Source organism: Pontibacter akesuensis, assembly GCF_001611675.1.
Taxonomy (GTDB): Bacteria; Bacteroidota; Bacteroidia; order Cytophagales; family Hymenobacteraceae; genus Pontibacter; species Pontibacter akesuensis.
In genome coordinates this window covers 3,575,001-3,594,388 of sequence record NZ_CP014766.1, presented here as the reverse complement: position 1 = coordinate 3,594,388, position 19,388 = coordinate 3,575,001, and the positions used below count along the sequence as shown (strand labels likewise).

Genomic DNA, 19,388 nt, shown 5'->3' with positions numbered 1-19,388 from the left:
TTTTTAAAAATATGCGTCAAGACGACACGCATACCAGGTCCGCCAAAACACCAAAACCCTTGTCGCTATACCCGGAACAAATGCCCGCCACCGCCCTTCCCCCTAAAAAAAGGAATGTGCTGCCGCATGTGGCATTGGGCCTGTCTGCGGTTGTGTACTGGTTTATGGCATACGCCACGCCGCGTACTGATTTTACGCAGCTCGTGGTGCTTTATGCACTGGTTTTTGCCGCTTATTTGTACGTATCGCAGCAGCGCCTGAATGTATGGCACGGGATTGGGGCAGCCATAATTTTCAGATTGATCTTTCTTTTCGCCATGCCTGCCTTGTCGGATGATTATTTCCGGTTTGTTTGGGATGGCCACTTGCTGCAGGCAGGTCTGAACCCTTACCTGCACCTGCCCCGGTTTTTCCTTTCCCCGGACGCACCGCAGGTGCCGGGTATAAACGAGGCGCTCTTCCAGCAACTGAACTCCCAGGGTTATTACAGCGTGTATCCGCCGGTGGCGCAGGCGGTGTTCTGGCTTTCGGTGCAGCTATCGCCTGATAACATGCTGGGTAGCGTGGTAGTGATACGGCTGGTGCTGCTGCTGGCTGAGGTGGGAAGTATACTGCTGCTCCTGCGCCTGCTCCGCAAAATGGCGTTGCCTGAAAAACACGTGCTGCTTTACGCACTGAACCCACTCGTGATCCTGGAACTTGTAGGCAACCTGCACTTTGAGGCACTGCTGATTTTCTTTCTCCTGCTGTCGCTGTACCAGCTTACCTACCAGCGGCTCACTGTTTCTGCCGTTGCCTTTGGCCTGGCGGTTGGGGCCAAACTGCTGCCGCTCATGTTCCTGCCTTTTGTTTGGCGCAAGCTTGGATGGCGAAAGTTTATACTTTACGGCGCTGTGGTCGCGGTTGTGGTCGTCACCTTATACTTGCCATTGCTTCAGCCCGAGGTGCTGCACAACATATCGCAAAGCGTGGAGCTATACTTCCGCAAGTTCGAGTTTAATGCCAGCGTTTACTATGTGCTGCGCTGGCTCGGCTTTCGGGTTGTGGGTTATAACCTGATTGCCATACTTGGTCCGCTGCTTTCGATGGCCACATTCGTTGCTATCTGTGTGCTGGCTGCTACTAAGAAACTTGCCTCGGTGCGCCGGTTGGCAGGCTTTATGGCGACGGCACTAGCCATTTTCCTGTTTTTATCTACTACGGTGCATCCCTGGTACCTCACCACCCTGCTGGCCCTTACCGTGATGAGCCATTTCCGTTTTGCCGTTGCCTGGACGGGGCTGGCCATACTTACGTACGCCGCCTACCGCACCAACACCTACCAGGAGTCGCTTACGCTGGTGGCGCTGGAGTATGGCATTGTGGCCATCTGGCTTGTAATCGAACTCTACATCTACCGCCAACGCCAGCGGGCTGTAAACCTGAAAGCTTAGAAGTATAACTTACTGATACATCACTATTTCCCGTTGTAGCACCATACAATTCAATGGAAAGCCTATATTTGAAGTATGGACAGGGCAAAAGCCTGCTAATTCACGTGTAAACAACCACAAAAACAAACTTAGTACAGCAATGAAAAAATCATTCCTCCTACTCCTCACATTCTTTTCCACAGCTTTCTATCAGCTTTACGCCCAATCAGACTCGCTCACCGCTTATGTCACCGAAGCGCTTGCTATTATGAAGGCCAACTCGGTTAATAAAAAAACTGTTGATTGGGAAAGCGTTTATGCAGGCGCATTGGAGAAAACCGCCTCAGCGCGAACTATCAGAGACACCTATCCCATTATTTCCGCTGCGCTAGCACAACTCAAGGACCGCCATTCCGGCTTTTATCCGCCAGAAGACATAGAAGCCTACAAGCAGGGCTACAGAGCCATGGGCATGGAGTTTCCCAGTCCCCAGTTCAGAATGATCGACAACAAATACGCCTACCTTCAAATCCCGGCTTTTGCCGCCATAAACCTCGAAGAGCAGCGGGAGTACGCTGCTTCCATACAGGCAGCCATCAAGCACCTGGACAAGCAGAAGCCCGAAGGCTGGATAATAGACCTGCGTCAAAACGATGGCGGTATGTCTTCACCCATGACGGCTGGCATAGGGCCTTTCGTTGAGAAAGACAAAAGCGTGGGTTGGCTAGACGCAGATGGTAAAAGCACCTACTGGATTTATAAAAAGGGAAAGGTGTTTGAAGATGACAAGCTTGTTTTCGACATGAAAGCAAAGCCATATAAAGTCAAAAGCAGAAGAAAGCCAGTGGCAGTCCTAATCGGCAAAAACACTTCAAGTTCTGGTGAGGTTGTAACCACTTCCTTTGTCGGCAGACCTAATACTAAGCTGATCGGCACAAACACCCAGGGCTTGACCTCGGCCAACAACGAGCATGAGTTATCTGACGGAGCATACCTTGTGGTAACGGAAGGCAATTATATAGATCGCAACAACAAGGAGTACGCTAAAATAGGCGAAGGCATTGCACCAGACATCAGGCTGGAAAACCTGACAAAAGACGCGGCTGAAAACGAAAGGCTATACTTGGAAGCGGCCAAAGAATTCATCAGCAAGGGCACGAAGTAAAATTGTACAGGATGAAGTACCTGCTCGTAGTTATCTTCCTTTTCCCGCTTTACACGCTGGCCAACTCCTGCGATCCGCCGCTGGTCGCCCTGGAGTTTCTTACATCCAAATATGTTTTCTGGGGTACTGTTGTTAAGAAAGAATATGCGGAAGACTCCTCAACCTACAAGGTCACTTTGCAAGTTGAAAAGCACTTGAAAACCATAGAGGATAATCCGAAGACTTTTACATTTACAAAAAAAGCAGAAGGCAGCTACACCGGGATTTCCAGTTCATTCGAATTCCATATGGACAAAGGCGAGAAGTGGCTGGTATGTGCCAACTACTACAAAGGAGAACTTGTTTTTAGCTATTACTGCTCCAACTCCAAGCCTTATACTAGTATGGATGCTATTCCAAAACAGGAGCTTGAAATCTTAGAGGCGGGTGAAAGTATAGATTTGGATAAAATAGTTTTCGAGAGCATGACGAGTCGCTTGTCGACTTTGAAGGAGTACAAAGGTCCTGAACCAATCACTCCACTGGATTCGCTGCTGGCACTGGTGGATAAAAAGTATTATGATACTATTCCGGATAACCATTTCGAAAACATTATTGTCAGCATAAACACCAAAGGGGAAATCAGCACTGTAGCCGTTCATCGGAAAGTAAAAAACTTTAAGATAAAGGAAGTATATGGTGTCATGTATCCTGCATACACTCCTATTGACAGCCTCGATACTGAACTTCAAAAGGAAATTATGAGCAAGCTTAACATGGGCAAGAAGTGGAAGCCTGCAACGTTTATGGGGAGGAAAGTAAATTCCCAGGTGCACCTGCAAGTATACTTTAAGCCAGGTAAAGCGCCTTACAGTTCACCTGTTTATTAGTTATCTTGCGCTCCGAATTGCTGCAGGCCCAACGGACCTGTCTTAAAGGAGTAAAGACAGGTTTATAACCGATTTTAAAAACGGCCTGAAGCAGGACCTGTTCTCACCCACCAAACAACATCACCAGAATTACCTATTACCCCATGCCACACCGCCACTTTATTTTAAACAAGCCTTATGGGTATGTCAGCCAGTTTGTGACTAACCATAAAAGGAAGAAGCTGCTGCGTGATATCTATGATTTTCCGGAAGGCACGATGGCCATTGGACGGCTGGATGAGGACAGCGAGGGTCTGCTCCTGCTGACAACAGATGGAAAAATGAGCGAACAGGTACGGAGCAAGCAGGTGGAGAAAGAGTACTATGCTCAGGTAGACGGGCTCATAACGGAAGAAGCACTGGAGCGGCTGCAGCAGCCGGTTGAGATTGGCTTGAGCGGCGAGAAGTATGAAACCAGGCCCTGTAAAGCCGACATACTTACACCTGCCCCTAGCTTTCCAGAGCGCAGCCGCAAGATCAGGGACGAGCGCCACGGGCCCACCAGCTGGGTTTCCATTACCGTAACGGAGGGCAAGAACAGGCAGGTCCGAAAAATGACCGCTGCCGTTGGTTTCCCGACACTGCGCCTGATCCGGGTGCGCATCGGGCACACGCACCTGGGCGACTTGGCCGTGGGCGGAGTGAAAGAGGTGGATGCTTTTGATTTGAACTGAAAGCGTTGTGTTGGAGCAGCCTACTCCGCTTTACCCATATCCTTTAGCGGCTGAACCAGAAAATCGTTCAGGGGCTTCAGGGCTTTAAAGGCATTTACCACTTCCTGCATAAAACCTGCACTTAGCACCGTTTCGTCCGAAAGCGGCATGATGCCGTTCCAGCTTTTGAAGCGCAGGTAATGTATGGCCGGGTTTTCTTTGTCGTAGCCTTTCGGCGTGGTTTTCAGTTGCTCTCCCTGCACCGCGCCAAAGCGGCTGGTGAACTCCTTTGCCTCCACAATCGCCTTAAACTCCTCCAGATTATAGTCCAGCTCCTGCCGCACGGCTTTTAATTGGTCTGCTGGCGGGTACCAAAGGCCACCTGCCACAAAAGACTGGTTCTTGCCAGCCAGGTGCAGGTAGTAGCCCGGTAGTGTAGACTTGCGCCCGCCCTCCGTGATATAAGCGCCAAAATGATCTTTGTAAGGCCGCTTGTCATTCGAGAAGCGCACATCGCGGTAAATCCGAAACACGAGGTCTTTTCCCTGCTGGTTGTGGGCGGCAGGCTCAAACAACTGCACTTCCTGCAGCAGTTCATCCAGAAAACAGATAAAATCTTTGCGTGCGGCATCGTAGCGCTGCTTGTGCTCACCAAACCACTCGCGCGTGTTGTGCTCGGCAAGGTCAGACAGAAAGGAAAGGGTACTTGGCTGTATGATATGCATGAATTGATTCAATGAAAGGATTTCAACCCAAAAAAGGTTAACAGAAGCCGTGCAGGCTTGTTTCAAAAGCTGAAATAAACTAACCCGAAACTGTGCCTTTTAACTATGGCTTTACAAGCTGCAAATTTAAGTGAGGCTATCGTGTTGCACAACCCCTAAACCTGCGCTATCCCAGGCTATTTATACTTGCTACCGCAGCAATTCCTCGTTAAGATCCTCGGCATAATCTATGTCCGAGAGTACAGGAAGCAGTGCATAGCTTAGTTCCAGTTGCTCCAGGTCTTGTAGGGTATCGGGGAAAACGTGTGCCGTGCTCCAGCGCTTGTTCTGGAAGAGTTGCGGGTGCAGGCAGTTCATGCCCAACAGGTAATAGCCGCCATCCCTCGCAGGGCCAACCACCACTTCCTGCTTCTCCAGCTGCTGGTATGCCTCTTCCACAGTTTGCTGCGTCAGCTGCAGGCAGTCACTCCCGATGATCACAATAGAAGTATAGCCATCGGCGAAACCCTCGGCAAAGGCAGCCTGCATTTTATGGCCCAGATCCCCTGCTGGCTGCACTTCCTTTTGATAGATATCGTTTGGCCAGAGATCGTTTGCGGTTACTTTATCTGCATAATATACCCGTTTATGCACCGGCAGTGCTTCGGTTACATCACGGGTATGCTGCAGCAGTTTCATGTAAATTTCCAGTGCCTTTTCATCGCCGACAGTAGCCGCCAGACGTGTCTTTACCTTGCCCAGTTCTGGGTTGCGGACAAACAGCAGCAGGAGTTTTTTACTTGTCATACACTTTCTCCCCTTTTTTCAACCACACGCCCCATGCTCTGGAGTAAGCGTGCACTTTCGTAGTCTTTCCTTCGGAATCATAAACGGGATAGCCTTGGTTTACCCATCCAAAGATCCCGCCGTACAGGTTTTGTACATTTGTGAACCCTGCCTTTCTTAGTTTCTCCCCTACCTGCTCACTTCGGTAGCCCACAGAGCAGTACACAACAATAGGATGGTCCTTTGGAAGATTTTTTAATTGAGTGGCCTCAAACGTATCGTAGTTTGCAAACCTGGCGCCAGCGAGATGGCTCACCTTGTACTCAGCCAGCTGGCGCGTGTCCAGCAGCAGGGGCTTTTTTTCTTCAGAGGCAAGTATGGAGTACAGGTCTGTTGGTGCGACAACCGGCACGGTATTGTTGTAAAGCCCTTTCAGCATCAGTGCATACGCCTTATCCGGCGCCTGGCCGCAGGCCTGCAGCAACGGAAGCCACATGATTGCCAACAGTACGAGGTGTTTCTTCAAAATGAAATTTGATGTATTATGACTGCACTTCGCCCAGTACATACAGTTGCTCCATGGTCGGATTCACACTGCCGCCCTCTGGCTCCAGCGTAATGGCAAAGGCCTGTGCCGCACCAACCTGCTTCATTTGCTGCAGGTTCGCCTGAGCATCCTGCTGCAACATACCGGCATCGATGGGCTTGCCATCTAGCAGCGCCCATAGTTGGTACTGGCGCCCTGCCGGTGGAGCAGGCAACTGCCCCTGGTCGATAAACACATTCTGCTGGCTTGGGTTCCAGTACACAATGGCGTTTGCCTCTGGGTGCGCCTCCACGCCCTGCAGTTTTACGGGGCGGTAATTCTCATCGCGCAGCAAGCGCACCAGCCGCTCCTGCTGCGCCACACGCTGCGACACCGTATTAAAGTTCTGCGCCAGCAGCTGCTCCTGCGCCTCAGCCTGGGCCAGGCGGTTTTCAGCGGTTTGCCACCTGCTGTAAAAATAAAAGCTCAAGACCCCCGAAAGCAGAAACAGGGTAATGCTGGCCGCAAACATCCACTTATAAGGCGAGCTTTCCTGCTCCCCGTATAGTGGACGCACCTCAGCAGCCATGGCTTCTCTTTCCAGCTGCTGGTCTTCTATTTGTTGTATGATGCGATTTTTTAAGGCAGGATTCGGTGTAACGGCATGGGCGCGGGCATACCCTTCCATGGCAACGAGCGCCTCATCTAAGGCGTAACGCACCTCAGGCGAAGCTGCGGCCACCTGCTCTACCTCCTGCTGCTCTGCAGGGCTTAAGGCGCCGGCGGCATACAGTTCAAGTATTCCGGACGCTATGTACTCTTCTTGGTTAACCACGTCCTTTAAACATTTTTGCTAAGACTTTAATTGCACTGCGTGCCCTTGTCTTGACGGTACCAAGTGGTATTTGGTACTCATCAGCTATCTCACTTTGCGTTAAACCTTCGAAATACATCAAATCAATAATCAGCTTCTGATCCGGGTTTAGTGCTTCTGTGATTTCGCGAAGACCGATGTGCTCTGGTTTAAAGCTATCGGACCCCATATCGGCACGAGGAGAGGCAGGTATTTCCCGCGTCTTCAAACTTACGCGATGCTGCTTAGAGCGGATTTTATCGATTGCAAGATTTCTGCATACATTGATCATCCAGGTGAACAGCCGGCCTTTCGAGGCATCATAGCTCGGAAACGAATTCCAAATTTTCACGAATGCCTCCTGCAGTACATCCTCTGCCGTCTCCTCCACTTTCACAATCTGCAGTACAACACCGTAAAGGGCGGCGTTGTACATGTCGTACAGCTGCGACACCGCTTTGGTGTCACCTTCCCGTAGCCTGGCTACTAACTCTTCTTCGCTTATATTCTGAGGTTCTCTTGACAAGTGTGTTAAGGCTTACAATACGGGTGCTTCTAAACGCCCACACCAAAATTAAAAATTTCCCAACAAATATACTCTTTAACTATAGAGGGGTGAAAAATGTTATCGCTGCACCTGCTGTAGTTGTAGCTTTGCGGGGAAACATACCCTCTTTTTGCCTTTGCGTATAGGAGTAGCATAAACTGAAAACAATACTATGGCGATAGAAACACGAAACCCCGCTACCGGAGAACTTATAAAAACCTTTACTGCGCACACCTCAGGCGAGGTGACAGAGAAAATAGAACAGGCACATCAAGCCTTCCTTTCCTGGCGCAAGGTACCTTTTGAGGAGCGGGCAAAGCACATGCAAAAGCAGGCAGATATCCTGGAGAAGGAGGCGGAGAAGTATGGCCGGATAATTTCACTGGAAATGGGGAAGCCTCTGAAATCGGCCATGGCAGAGGTAAAGAAGTGCGCCACCGTGTGCCGCTACTACGCCGAGAACGCAGCAGAATTTATGGCTGATGAAGAAATAGCGTCGGGTGCCTCCCGCAGTTTTATTTCGTATGAGCCGCTCGGGGTGGTGCTGGCTATCATGCCCTGGAATTTCCCGTTCTGGCAAGTATACCGTTTCCTGGCCCCGGCGCTGATGGCCGGTAACGTTGGCTTGCTGAAACATGCTTCCAATGTACCGCAATGCGCTCAGGCCATCGAGGAAATTGTGCGGACGGCAGGCTTTCCGGATAATGTATTCCAGTCGCTGCTGATCGGCTCCGGCGCCGTGGATGCCGTGATTGAGCACCCGCACGTTAAAGCCGTGACCTTAACGGGAAGTGAGCTGGCAGGATCTAAAGTGGCCGAAAAGGCAGGCAGGGAAATCAAGAAAACTGTGCTGGAGCTAGGCGGCAGCGATGCCTTTATTGTGCTGGACGATGCCGACCTAGAACAGGCTGCTGAGGTAGCCGTAAAGTCCCGCATGGTGAACACGGGCCAGAGCTGTATTGCCGCCAAGCGCTTTATCGTGGTGGAAAGTATAGCCGAAGCGTTTCTGCAGAAGTTTTCCCAGAAGATGCAGGCCTTTAAAACGGGCGATCCATTGAAAGAAGATGTGGACTTTGGACCGATGGCCCGGAAGGATCTGGCCGAGGAGCTGGAACAGCAGGTAAACGACTCGGTGGCGAAAGGAGCCGAAGTGGTGCTGGACGGCGGCCGCCAGGGAAACGACAACGCCTACTTTAAGCCGATGATCCTGAAGAACGTGAAACCGGGCATGCCTGCTTACGAGGAGGAAATGTTTGGGCCGGTGGCGGCGGTGATGGTGGTGAAAGACGAAGATGAGGCTATTGCCGTAGCCAACGATTCCCGCTTCGGCCTCGGTGGTGCCGTTTGGACACAGGATCGGGAACGCGGCTTGCGTGTGGCGAAGCAGGTGGAAACAGGCGCCATGTTCGTTAACGCCCTCGTGGCTTCCTCTCCCGAAATGCCTTTCGGCGGCATCAAGAAATCCGGCTACGGCCGTGAGTTATCCTACTTAGGTATTCGGGAGTTTGTCAATCAGAAGAGTATTTGGATTGATTGATTTTTGGATTGATTGATTTAATGTGCTGATTAGTTAATGTGGTGATGTGCTAAGTCGAAGATTCAAGCTTTGTTCTGCTAAGGCCAGACACTCGCAGGAGCTGCGCACGCTGCTAGGTCTTAGCTTACTACGTTTTTGCTATTGAATTCCCCTCTACTGGCAGGAGAGGGCTAGGATAAGGTAAATGCTTCCGTATTGATAGCTTCTGCTAAGTATACCCCCTTCTCCCCAAGGGGCGAGGGGACTTTTACGCTTGTTGGAAATTCCCCTCCTCGGAGGGGCAGGGGTGGGTATACGGTAGCTGCTAAGTATAAACAGCTGTCCTATACTTCACCCAGCAAAAAAAACATTCCAGAATCAGCCCATTAGCAAATTAACACATTCCCAAACCAGTACATCATACTTAGCAATAGCCAAGGATCTTATACACCATGTATCCTGCTATTTCATGAATCAGGTGGTGCCAGCTTTCAAAGGAGATGGCGCTGGGAATAATGGTGTAGTCGGGTGTGTAAATGGGTGCTGAGGAGTAAAAGTCCGTTGGGTAAGCGTCAAACCTGATACCGGCTTTTTCGAAGCAGCCGGCAGCCCTGCGCATGTGGAAGGCTGAGGTAACCAACAGCACGCGCTGCCACTCGGGGTGGCGCTCTAGCAGTTCAGCCGTGAACAACGCATTCTCGCGCGTGTTAACTGCTCTGGTTTCTATCACGATATCTTCCTCCGGCACCTTCGCCATCAGCAGGATGCGCTTCAGTTGCTCGGCCTCAGGCACCATGTCGTCCATCAGAAAACCTTTGCCGCCGGTGATCAGGATTTTATCGACTTTTCCCAACCTGTAAAGCTGCAGCGTGTGCAGGAGGCGATCGGCTCCTTTTTTGGTGTGCACCCTATCGGTCAGTCCCGGATGGTACTCTGTTACGCCGGTTAACACCACCGCCACATCATAGGTACCCACTTCTCTTACAGGTGTTGGGGCAACCTCCCAGGCACGCCAGGCCAGGTTGCTGATAAATGGATTGCTAAAAACAACAAGTATGAGTACAGCGCCAACCATGCTAAGGCGCCGCCATTTAACCGACCTCAGGAAGAGCGCCAGGAAAAGCAGCAACAGCACCCAAACCAGGGGCATCAACAGGAAATCAAGGGTTTTGGAAAGAATAAAAAACATGGCTCAGTAGCTAAGCCAAAGCAGCACAGACACCGTTAAATACCGGTAAGATGAAGTGGTAGTGCAGGATTTATACTTTGGCGACACAAGTTAAGCAAGTGCTGGCAAAGTTTGAATCCTGCAGATTAAAAGAACTTGCGGAAGAGCCACAGCACCACTGAAAAAAGGATGCTTAGCAAAATCATACTTGTAATGGGGGCATAGAACCGCATGTTCTTCTTCTCTATGCGAATATCGCCTGGGAGGTGGCCGAACCAGCTGAACTTATCGCCTGCCAGCCATACCACCAGCCCGACCACTACAAGTATGACACCTAGTATAACAATGGTCTTCCCTATCGGCTGCATTTAAAATTTAGTCTTAATTCTATACTTAAAAGTTTGCCCGTGCCCCAAGCGCAAAGCTGATGATGTCCCAGGCTTTAAGTGTAGGGTCTTTTACGGCAGACGTTACAATCAAGTCGTAGGTGCCAACTTCTCCATAAAAGGTCAGTTCCCTGAACGTGTTACTGTTTCTGAGCGGATAATGCAGCTCAGAACCCAGGCCGCCTGTTAAACGCAGGCTGCTGGTCCACCAATAATAGTTCTTGGGGTAGGCTGAGTCCCAGGTGGTGGAGAACTGGTCCCGGAAATAGTAGCTGATGCCCAGGTTCATGCGTAGCGGCGTCAGGGTAAAATCATTGCCCAGTTCCACTCTGCGAATAGGTTTATAAATGCCTTTTAGTGTTAGCAGGTGCAGCACTTCCTCGGCATCAAGCTTTGGAACGAAACCATAGAGCAACTCTGCATTCACTTTATCTTTCTGGAAACTGTAGTTGGCCCCCAGCGACAAAAAACCCGTGTTCCCGGCAAACTGCAGCGTTACCGCATCCGGGGCATACCACTTTCTGGCATCCGCAGAGTCTGCTGCCATCTGGCCAATACCTACATAAGGGAGGGCGAGCAGACAAAGCAGCAGCAGGTGTATTTTTAATTTCATCGTGATTCGCTTAAAGAATAACCCGCTCGTAACTCACCCGGTTTCCAACAACCGTGAACACTACATACTCCAGGTCTTCGGTAGCGGCTGACTCCATATACGGTACCTGCTCCCCATACGGGTAGTGGTGTTTAAAGCTATGGTTGTGCCCGTGGATTGAGTATGAGGCGTTGTACTGCTTCAGCAGGTTGCTATACTTCTCAGCGTTATTCTCCCCAAACTCACCGTTGGTAGGGGGAATGTGCGAAATCACGAAGATGTGCTCGTAACCCGCAGCCGCTTGCAGTTCCTGCTCCAGCCACACCAGGTCCGGCGCCTCATCCTTAAACTCCAGCGCATTGGTGTTCAGCAAAATAAACCTGCTGTTGCCCACCCCGAAGCTCACGTCATAGTCGCCGTACATGGCGCTGAAAACCTCTTTGCCGTTGTTGATGGCATCATGGTTGCCCACCACCGCCACGTATGGCATTTTTAGGGTCTTGAAATCTTCATGCACCAGCTTGAACTCCTTGGTGAGGCCAAAATCAGTCAAGTCCCCCCCAATCAGCACAAAAGAGATGTCATCCAATGTGTTGATCTGCCTTACCAGCTTCTCGTTTTCCTGGTAAAACCCCTGTGGGTCTGAGGTGAGCACGAAGCGAAGGGTATCTGAAGGGGAAATGTTCAGCGCATTTATTTTATCGATGTTGCGCTTGTTGATGCCTTTCTCATCAGCACTAAGGCGCACTTCGTAAGGGCTGTATTCAAACTCTTCGCAGGCCTGCATAAAAAAGGCGCTGAAAAGCAGTACGACCGGCATCAAAGCAGCTCGGCCATACTTTATCACATTAGTAATCATATATCATTTGCTCAAGGTAATTACTTTGTTCTACAACCACTTTGCTCCTAATGTTGCAACGCAAGGTTTATAACATTAGGGATGAAACACTTAATTATAAAAATATAATTATTAGGCCTAAAGGTAAGTATAACTCTACAATAGCCTACACCCGGATTGTTGTATTTCCATATGCCCTCAACATCAGAAATGCTCTTTTGTTTTAAGTTTTGATTCTGCCAATCCCTTTATATTAAGTTCGCAGATCAGCCCTGAAATGATTAAATTTGTAGGCTGATTATACTCTTAAAAACCACGAAGCTTGAAAGTTTGCATTGCTGAAAAACCGAGTGTTGCCCGTGAGATTGCCCTGGTGCTTGGTGCCAAAGCCAGGAAAGAAGGCTACTTTGAAGGCAACGGCTATCAGGTAACCTGGACCTTCGGGCATTTCTGTACCCTGCGCGAACCCGACGATTACAAACCCGAGTGGAAGCGCTGGAGCATGTACGACCTGCCGATGCTGCCTGAGAAGTATGGCATTAAGCTGATGAAGGACAGCGGGGTGCAAAAGCAGTTCGGTATTATAAAAAAGCTGCTGGAGAATGCCGAGGAAGTAATAAACTGCGGTGACGCCGGGCAGGAAGGGGAAGTAATACAGCGCTGGGTGCTTACGGAGGCTAATTACCGTAAGCCTTTTAAACGCCTCTGGATTTCCTCGCTCACCGAGGATGCCATTCGGCAGGGCTTTGCCAAACTAAAGGATGGCTCGGAATTCGATCTGCTGTACCAGGCAGGTAAAAGCCGCGCCATCGGCGATTGGCTGCTGGGCCTGAACGCCACGCGCCTCTTTACGCTGAAGTATGCCAACGGCCGCCAGACGCTTTCCATAGGCAGGGTGCAGACGCCTACATTGGCCATGCTGGTGAACCGACATCACGAAATAGCCAATTTTGTGCCCCAGCCTTTCTGGGAGCTTAAAACCGTTTACCGCGACACAACCTTCTCGAGTACCAATGGGCGCTTCCAGAAAGAGGAAGAGGCGCAGAAAATAATGGATGCCATCCGGGAGGCGGAACTGACTATAACGGATGTGGAGACAAAGAAAGGCACCGAATCTCCGCCTAAGTTATTCGACCTGACCTCATTGCAGATTGAGTGCAACAACAAGTTAAGCCTTTCGGCAGACGAGACACTGAAAACGGTGCAGAGCCTGTACGAAAAAAAGGTAGTTTCCTACCCGCGTGTGGATACCACGTTTTTGCCCGATGATATCTACCCGAAGATTCCCGACATCCTGCAGGGGCTGAACCAGTACAGGCAGGAAGTAGCGCCGCTCTTAGAAAGTAAAATCCGGAAAACGAAGAAAGTCTTTAACAACAACAAAGTAACAGACCACCACGCCATCATCCCGACAGGCGCTGATGCAGGTAGCCTGTACGGGCGCGAAGCGGATGTGTACGATATCATCACGCGCCGTTTCCTGGCTGCCCTGTACCCGGATTGTATTGTGAGCAACACCACAGTGATGGCCGAGTCGGCTGGGTATGATTTCCGGGTGCGCGGCAAGCAGATTCTGGAGCCGGGCTGGCGCGTGCTGTACGGTGCGGAAGACATCAAAACCGAACCAACCACCAAGGACGGGAAAGAAGAGGACGAAGCTACCGGCGTTCTCCCCCACTTCGACAAAGGCGAACATGGCCCGCACGCCCCGCTGCTGGAGAAGAAAATGACGAACCCGCCCAAGGAGTATACAGAGGCCACCCTGCTTCGCGCCATGGAAACAGCCGGCAGGCAGGTGGAGGATGAGGAATTGAAGGACGCGCTGAAGGAGAACGGAATCGGCCGCCCCTCTACCCGTGCCGCCATCATCGAGACACTCTTTAAGCGCCAGTACATCCGCAAAGACAAGAAGAAAATCATTCCCACACAAATGGGCATCGACCTGATTGGCGTTATAAGAAACCAGACGCTGAAGTCGGCGGAGATGACGGGGCAGTGGGAGCGCAAGCTACGGCAAATAGAGGGCGGCGAGTTTAAAGCCGAGACGTTTCTGCAGGAACTGCAGGAGTTTGTGATGAGCCTGGTGCAGGAAGTGAAGTATGACCACGCCGCCACCGTAACAATGGAGCCGCAACCGGACGAAGCAAAGCCTGCACAAAAGCCTGCTAAAGCAGCTAAAAAGAACAGCGCTGCTGCACCTCCGACTCAGGGACTTGGCTCCTGCCCTGCCTGCAAAGAAGGCCACATTTTAAAGGGCTCCAAAGCCTATGGCTGCATCCGCTATAAAGAAGGCTGCCGCTTTCTGCTGCCCATCGAACAGCAGGGCAAGGAAATAACCGATAAGCAGGTGCAGGCCCTGCTGAGCAAAGGCAAAACGCCCACCATCAAAGGGTTTAAGGATGCGCAGGGTGAAAGCTATGATGCCATACTTACGCTGGATGCAAATAAGCAACTGGTGGTGGAGAAGGTGGAGAAGGTGGAGAAAACCGCCGAGAAAGATCCCTTTGCCCAGTGCCCCAGGTGCAAGCAGGGTAAGTTGCTCAAAGGCAACAGCGCCTATGGCTGCAGCCGGTTCAGGGAGGGCTGCAAATTCCTGGTGCCCTTTGAGATGGGCGGCAAACAACTGTCAGAAAAGCAAATTGCTGCGCTGGTACTGAAAGGTAAGACGCCAAAAATAAAGGGTTTTATCTCCCAAAAAACCGGTGAGCCTTTCGATGCCGCGCTTATACTTAATGAGCAGTGGCAGGTAGTGTACCAGTTTTAAGAAGCCATACTTAAAGGATTGGCTGCTGCTGAAGTATAAACCGGCTACGGATGAGGGGGAAAAAAGCTAAACTGAAAAGGCTGCTGTGGATGATACCACAGCAGCCTTTTCAGTTATAAAAGCGTTCGTTCTAATTTGCAGGAGCCTGAATGATTACCGGAACCTCCTGAACAGTCTGGTTGGTGCGGTAGTCGGTTGCGGTGATAATGAGGTTGTAGCGACCGGGCTTAACTCCCTGGACACTTACTACCGAGTCAAACTCCACCACGTTTTTATCCGGGGTGGTTGAGAAGCTGATCAGTGTATTCTGCTCCTCCTCCTGCGACTGCAGCACAATATCAAGATCCTTTACTTTGTCTTTATCAACGGCGGAGATATTGACGAGCAGCCCCTGCGCCACATTAATAGCTTGGTTGCTGCTTGGGCTATTTACTACGACACTAGGTTTTGAGCCATCAGGTTGCATGTTTCCATCCTCAAAGATATCCTCACACGCAGTAAGCATGCCTACTGCTGCCAGAGCGGCTAGCATTGTTTTTAATCTCATATGAAAAATATGGCTAAAATGTGATGTACTGTTAACGACGGGTAAACAGCTGAATTGCACTTTAAATTTCCTTCTCCACAAAGAAAAACCATCAAAAGCAATGCACCAGTTTGAACCTTATAAATATATTGCTATTTAAGGCTCATATCAAAAGCGAGATACATAGCACCAAACAGAGGCAAAAAGCACCGTAATACAAGTTGTAAAATAGGTTCACAGCCCTTATATACCTACCCTGCTAATTAACTCTTAAGTAGCCAAACAATCTTAAAGTACTATAAAGGCTGGCACTTTATACTTGTAAAATATTTTATGCATTGCACCACTAGTAAAGAGCTTTTAGCCGCTAAAGCATTGGGTGGGTTGCTGTGTTACTTTTGAACAGTGCAAAGAGGAAGATTATAACATATATGCCAGGAAGACGTAAAAATAACTAGCCCCGGTTTTATAATTGGGACTAGCAAATACGATGAAAATAAGATCTTTAAATTAAAACCGACAACTATGAGAAGCTATGAAAACTCGGGCTACAACCCGTTTAATGACAACGAAACAACCAGAACGAGAGGATCAGCCAGAAACTATTATTCCGGCGATATGGATTTAACAGACCGCCACCGCACAAGCTATGGCAGTTCAAGTGCAAGTGGCTACGGAAACCGTAACTCAGGCATGGGATCAGGTATAGACGCTTATTCAAGCTCTGGAACCGGCCGCACAACCGGCTCATTTTATGATTCACCACGCAGTAGTGGCTCAAGCTACGGTCGCTCAGATTATGGCTCGTCTGATAACTATGGTTCCAGCAACCGCTATGGCTCCAACAGAGACAATGACAACGACCGCAGTTTCTGGGATAAAGCAGAAAATAAAGTATCCTCGTGGTTTAACGACGATGACAACGATAACCGCAGAAGAAGCGGCATGAGCAACCGCGACAGCTACTCAAGCTATGACTCTGACCGCAACTCGGGCAGAAACAGCTACGGTAGCGGCACTTACAACAGTGGGTCTAGCTACAGCGGAAACTATGGCTCCGGCACTTATGGCACGGGCTATACTACCAGCAATTACGGCACAGACTATGACCGCGACCGTAATGGATCTGACTATGGCAGAAGCTCTAACTACGGATCAGGTTCTAACTATGGCTCGTCTAACTACGGATCAAGCAACTATGGCTCTGGAAACAGAGACAGAATGGGCTACAGAAGCGACAGCAGCTATGGTTCCAGCAACAACAACTATGGCTCTAGCAACCGTTATGGCTCTGATTATGACCGTAACAACCATGATGACCATGATCGGGGCTTTCTAGAGAAGGCTGGAGATACGGTAAAATCCTGGTTCAGCGATGATGATAACGATCGCCGCAGATCCTATGAAAACCGTGACCGCAACAGTTATGGGAGCAGCTCCAGCTATGGTGGAAACAGAAACACCTATGGCGGACCTCCCTACACTTACGGATCATCTTCGAGAAGAGACTATGAATGGTAATAACACCTACAGGCGGCCATTTCAGTATGGCTACCCGTGGTAGTTTAACCTAAGAACAGTGGATGAACTCCACATAGAAAACCCCGTTGCGGATGCAACGGGGTTTTTTGATGCCCTCCATAACAGGAGGAGATATGGTGTGTGCAAGAGTTAAGCGGATACCTGCTCCCCCGTCACGTTATAAATATGATCAAACTGCTGGAACTGATCTACATTCACCTTCAGGTCGCGCAAAAGGCCCTCTCTGATGTCGTAAACCAGGCCATGGAGCTTTGGCGGGTTATCAGACTGCATGGCATTCTGAATAATGGACGTTTTGGACAGGTTGTGCACCTGCTCTATCACGTTCAGTTCCACCAGGCGGCGCAGGCGCTGCTCTTCGTCCTTGATGCCTGTAAACTCCTCCTCGTGCAGGCGAATCACATCCTTTATGTTTCGGAGCCAGTTGTCGATAAGACCGAACTGCTTGTTGCCAGCGGCCGCTGCCACTCCGCCGCAGCCATAGTGGCCACACACAATAATGTCTTTTACCTTCAGCACCTCCACGGCATACTGCAGCACCGACAGCATGTTCACGTCGGTGTGCACGACCATGTTGGCGATGTTACGGTGCACGAACATTTCTCCCGGTCCGTGGCCCGTAATCTCACCGGCTGGTACGCGGCTATCAGAGCAGCCAATAAACAGGTAACGCGGCTCCTGCCCTAGCGCTAGCTTCTTAAAGTAATCCGGATCCTGGGCCAGCTTCTCAGCAACCCACTTTCTATTGTTCTCAAATATTTTTTCCATGATATATAAGTTATAAATCGGTGTGTTATCAACAATACGTGCCTACACTTAATGCAGGTCCATTACCTCTACATCATTAATGTTAACCAGCTCCACCTTTATGTTACGCTCGTGGGCTGTCTTTTTAAACTCCTGAATGGCCTCCAGTACATCATAATCAATAAAGGCGGAGTTTTCTCCATCTATAATCACGTGGCTGTTGTGCGGCATGTGGTCCAGTGTCAGGATTATGCTGGCTTTGTTAAGGAAGGATACATGCTCGCTTAGTTTGATGCGGATGTAATCTTTTTCCTGATGCTCTTCCTTGTGGTAGAAGTATGGCGACTTGTAATTTGCCTTAAGGATGTAGAAGATACCTACTGCCAGACCCACGCAGATACCAATCAGCAAGTCCGTGAAGAGTATGGCGAGTACTGTTACTATAAATGGAATGAACTGCTCATGTCCCAGCTTAAACTGCGTCTTGTACAGGGCTGGCTTCGTTAATTTGAAACCCACCACCAGCAACACTGCCGCCAAAGCCGAAAGCGGAATCTGGTTCATCATCCCTGCTAACAGCAGCACTGAAAGCGCCAGGAATATACCGTGCACAAAGCTCGAAACTCTTGTTTGGGCGCCAGAGGCAACGTTAGTGGAGCCACGAACAATTACGGCAGTCATTGGCAGGCCGCCAATAAGACCGGCTACCATGTTACCCACGCCCTGGGCTTTCAATTCACGGTTGGTGTCGCTGCGGCGCTTGTGCGGGTCCAGTTTATCAATGGCCTCTATGCTAAGCAGCGTCTCCAGACTGGCAACAATGGCAATGGTGAACGCAACAATATAGAGTGAGGGGTCGCTAAGGGCATTAATATCCAGAAACCGAAGCTCCGACTTAATGTCGCCAAAGCTCTCCATGATAGGTATAGACACCAGGTGGCTGGAGGTAACGGCAAGCTCCGGCATAAAGTTGATGAACAGCATGTTAATCACAATAGAAAGCAACACGGCCACCAACGCGCCTGGAACAAACTTGAGGATTTTGTTATTCTTGATCTTAGGGTTGTCCCACAGCAGGATTATAGCAAGCGATATCACACCGATCAGTAGCGCACCCAGTTGGATGGCTGAAAAAGCGTATCCAATTTCGGAAAAGGTATTCCGGCCGTCCGGCTGGAAAAATTCCATCTCACCGAAAAAGTCATCATCGGCACCTAAAAAGTGAGGAATCTGTTTTAGGATTAGAATAAGGCCGATAGCGGCCAGCATTCCCTTAATAACTGAGGAGGGAAAGTACAAACCGATGACGCCCGCCTTCATGAAGCCAAGTATAAGCTGTAAAAAACCAGCGATTACCACAGCCAGCAGGAACGCTTCAAAGGAACCAAGCGTCTCAATACCGTTCAGAACGATAACCGTCAGGCCTGCAGCAGGGCCGCTCACCGCGAGCTGAGAGCCACTTAACCAGGCTACCACCACGCCACCAACGATACCTGTCACAAGCCCCGACAAAAGCGGCGCACCGGAAGCAAGCGAAATGCCCAGGCAAAGCGGCAGAGCCACAAAGAAAACAACTAAGCCCGCGGGTATGTCTTTACCAAGGTGCGAGAGGTACTGAGAGGAATTCCTACTTTCTTTCATGTTTTAATTACAAACAAATCTTATAGAAGTTTTCACACCCCGGGAAAACGTGCAAGTATAGCCTATACAAGAGCTGTTTCAGGATGGAAGTGCAAACATACGTTGGTAAGATTA

The 19,388-nt window shown here is 49.9% G+C and carries 19 protein-coding genes; 7 read left to right on the top strand and 12 right to left on the bottom strand.

The genetic code is table 11. The features are described 5' to 3' along the window. The first annotated feature begins 11 nt into the window (after positions 1-11). From A0W33_RS15185 to A0W33_RS15170, 4 genes are all read left to right on the top strand, one after another. A complete protein-coding gene (locus A0W33_RS15185) occupies positions 12-1,433 on the top strand; it encodes a glycosyltransferase 87 family protein (RefSeq protein ID WP_139237228.1) in 1,422 nt (473 codons plus the stop codon). Positions 1,434-1,572: 139 nt separating this feature from the next. Continuing rightward, positions 1,573-2,577, top strand: a complete 1,005-nt coding sequence (locus A0W33_RS15180; protein ID WP_068838973.1) for a S41 family peptidase — start codon at positions 1,573-1,575, stop codon at positions 2,575-2,577. A gap of 11 nt (positions 2,578-2,588) precedes the next feature. Continuing rightward, positions 2,589-3,446, top strand: coding sequence for a hypothetical protein (locus tag A0W33_RS15175; protein ID WP_068838972.1), 858 nt, complete (start codon positions 2,589-2,591; stop codon positions 3,444-3,446). A 143-nt stretch (positions 3,447-3,589) separates the two neighbouring features. Beyond that, positions 3,590-4,159 carry a pseudouridine synthase gene (locus tag A0W33_RS15170; RefSeq protein ID WP_068838971.1) on the top strand — a complete coding sequence of 190 codons (570 nt, stop codon included), beginning with the start codon at positions 3,590-3,592 and terminating at the stop codon, positions 4,157-4,159. A 20-nt stretch (positions 4,160-4,179) separates the two neighbouring features. On the opposite strand, the gene A0W33_RS15165 is transcribed toward A0W33_RS15170, so the two are convergent. The 5 genes from A0W33_RS15165 to A0W33_RS15145 form a co-directional block, all read right to left on the bottom strand. Then, positions 4,180-4,863, bottom strand: coding sequence for a DUF2461 domain-containing protein (locus A0W33_RS15165; RefSeq protein ID WP_068838970.1), 684 nt, complete (start codon positions 4,861-4,863; stop codon positions 4,180-4,182). Positions 4,864-5,052: 189 nt separating this feature from the next. Then, entirely contained in the window at positions 5,053-5,649 is a 597-nt protein-coding gene (locus A0W33_RS15160; RefSeq protein ID WP_068838969.1) for a TIGR04282 family arsenosugar biosynthesis glycosyltransferase, read from the bottom strand. Continuing rightward, the gene (locus A0W33_RS15155; protein WP_068838968.1) at positions 5,639-6,154 is read right to left on the bottom strand and encodes a rhodanese-like domain-containing protein; all 516 of its coding nucleotides are present in this window, start codon (positions 6,152-6,154) and stop codon (positions 5,639-5,641) included. Before A0W33_RS15155 ends, A0W33_RS15160 begins: the two co-directional genes overlap by 11 nt. Before the next feature lie 16 nt (positions 6,155-6,170). Further along, the gene (locus A0W33_RS15150; protein ID WP_068838967.1) at positions 6,171-6,989 is read right to left on the bottom strand and encodes an anti-sigma factor; all 819 of its coding nucleotides are present in this window, start codon (positions 6,987-6,989) and stop codon (positions 6,171-6,173) included. After that, complete coding sequence (locus A0W33_RS15145) at positions 6,982-7,533, bottom strand: RNA polymerase sigma factor (protein WP_068838966.1); 552 nt, start codon at positions 7,531-7,533, stop codon at positions 6,982-6,984. Before A0W33_RS15145 ends, A0W33_RS15150 begins: the two co-directional genes overlap by 8 nt. A gap of 193 nt (positions 7,534-7,726) precedes the next feature. Between A0W33_RS15145 and A0W33_RS15140 the strand changes: the two genes are divergently transcribed. After that, positions 7,727-9,091 carry an NAD-dependent succinate-semialdehyde dehydrogenase gene (locus A0W33_RS15140; protein WP_068838965.1) on the top strand — a complete coding sequence of 455 codons (1,365 nt, stop codon included), beginning with the start codon at positions 7,727-7,729 and terminating at the stop codon, positions 9,089-9,091. Positions 9,092-9,494: 403 nt separating this feature from the next. On the opposite strand, the gene A0W33_RS15135 is transcribed toward A0W33_RS15140, so the two are convergent. The 4 genes from A0W33_RS15135 to A0W33_RS15120 all read right to left on the bottom strand — a co-directional run bounded on the left by A0W33_RS15135 (position 9,495) and on the right by A0W33_RS15120 (position 12,075). Then, positions 9,495-10,259, bottom strand: a complete 765-nt coding sequence (locus A0W33_RS15135) for a YdcF family protein (protein WP_068838964.1) — start codon at positions 10,257-10,259, stop codon at positions 9,495-9,497. A 125-nt stretch (positions 10,260-10,384) separates the two neighbouring features. Beyond that, on the bottom strand, positions 10,385-10,606 hold the full coding sequence (locus tag A0W33_RS15130) for a DUF2905 domain-containing protein (protein WP_068838963.1): 222 nt from the start codon (positions 10,604-10,606) through the stop codon (positions 10,385-10,387). A gap of 25 nt (positions 10,607-10,631) precedes the next feature. Beyond that, entirely contained in the window at positions 10,632-11,237 is a 606-nt protein-coding gene (locus A0W33_RS15125; RefSeq protein ID WP_068838962.1) for a hypothetical protein, read from the bottom strand. 10 nt (positions 11,238-11,247) lie between these two features. Continuing rightward, complete coding sequence (locus A0W33_RS15120; protein ID WP_068838961.1) at positions 11,248-12,075, bottom strand: metallophosphoesterase family protein; 828 nt, start codon at positions 12,073-12,075, stop codon at positions 11,248-11,250. Between the two features lie 301 nt (positions 12,076-12,376). On the opposite strand from A0W33_RS15120, the gene A0W33_RS15115 reads away from it, so the two are divergent. Next, positions 12,377-14,818: a type IA DNA topoisomerase gene (locus tag A0W33_RS15115; RefSeq protein WP_068838960.1), complete on the top strand. Its 2,442-nt coding sequence runs from the start codon at positions 12,377-12,379 to the stop codon at positions 14,816-14,818. Positions 14,819-14,948: 130 nt separating this feature from the next. Here the strand turns inward: A0W33_RS15115 and A0W33_RS15110 are convergent, their stop codons facing one another. Then, positions 14,949-15,365, bottom strand: a complete 417-nt coding sequence (locus tag A0W33_RS15110; RefSeq protein WP_068838959.1) for a hypothetical protein — start codon at positions 15,363-15,365, stop codon at positions 14,949-14,951. 504 nt (positions 15,366-15,869) lie between these two features. On the opposite strand from A0W33_RS15110, the gene A0W33_RS15105 reads away from it, so the two are divergent. Next, entirely contained in the window at positions 15,870-16,865 is a 996-nt protein-coding gene (locus A0W33_RS15105) for an SWFGD domain-containing protein (RefSeq protein ID WP_068838958.1), read from the top strand. A gap of 150 nt (positions 16,866-17,015) precedes the next feature. Here A0W33_RS15105 and A0W33_RS15100 read toward each other — a convergent pair whose 3' ends face one another. Together A0W33_RS15100 and A0W33_RS15095 are read right to left on the bottom strand one after the other, a co-directional pair. Continuing rightward, a complete protein-coding gene (locus A0W33_RS15100; RefSeq protein WP_068838957.1) occupies positions 17,016-17,654 on the bottom strand; it encodes a carbonic anhydrase in 639 nt (212 codons plus the stop codon). Positions 17,655-17,702: 48 nt separating this feature from the next. After that, the gene (locus A0W33_RS15095) at positions 17,703-19,274 is read right to left on the bottom strand and encodes a SulP family inorganic anion transporter (RefSeq protein WP_068838956.1); all 1,572 of its coding nucleotides are present in this window, start codon (positions 19,272-19,274) and stop codon (positions 17,703-17,705) included. Positions 19,275-19,388 lie beyond the last annotated feature (114 nt).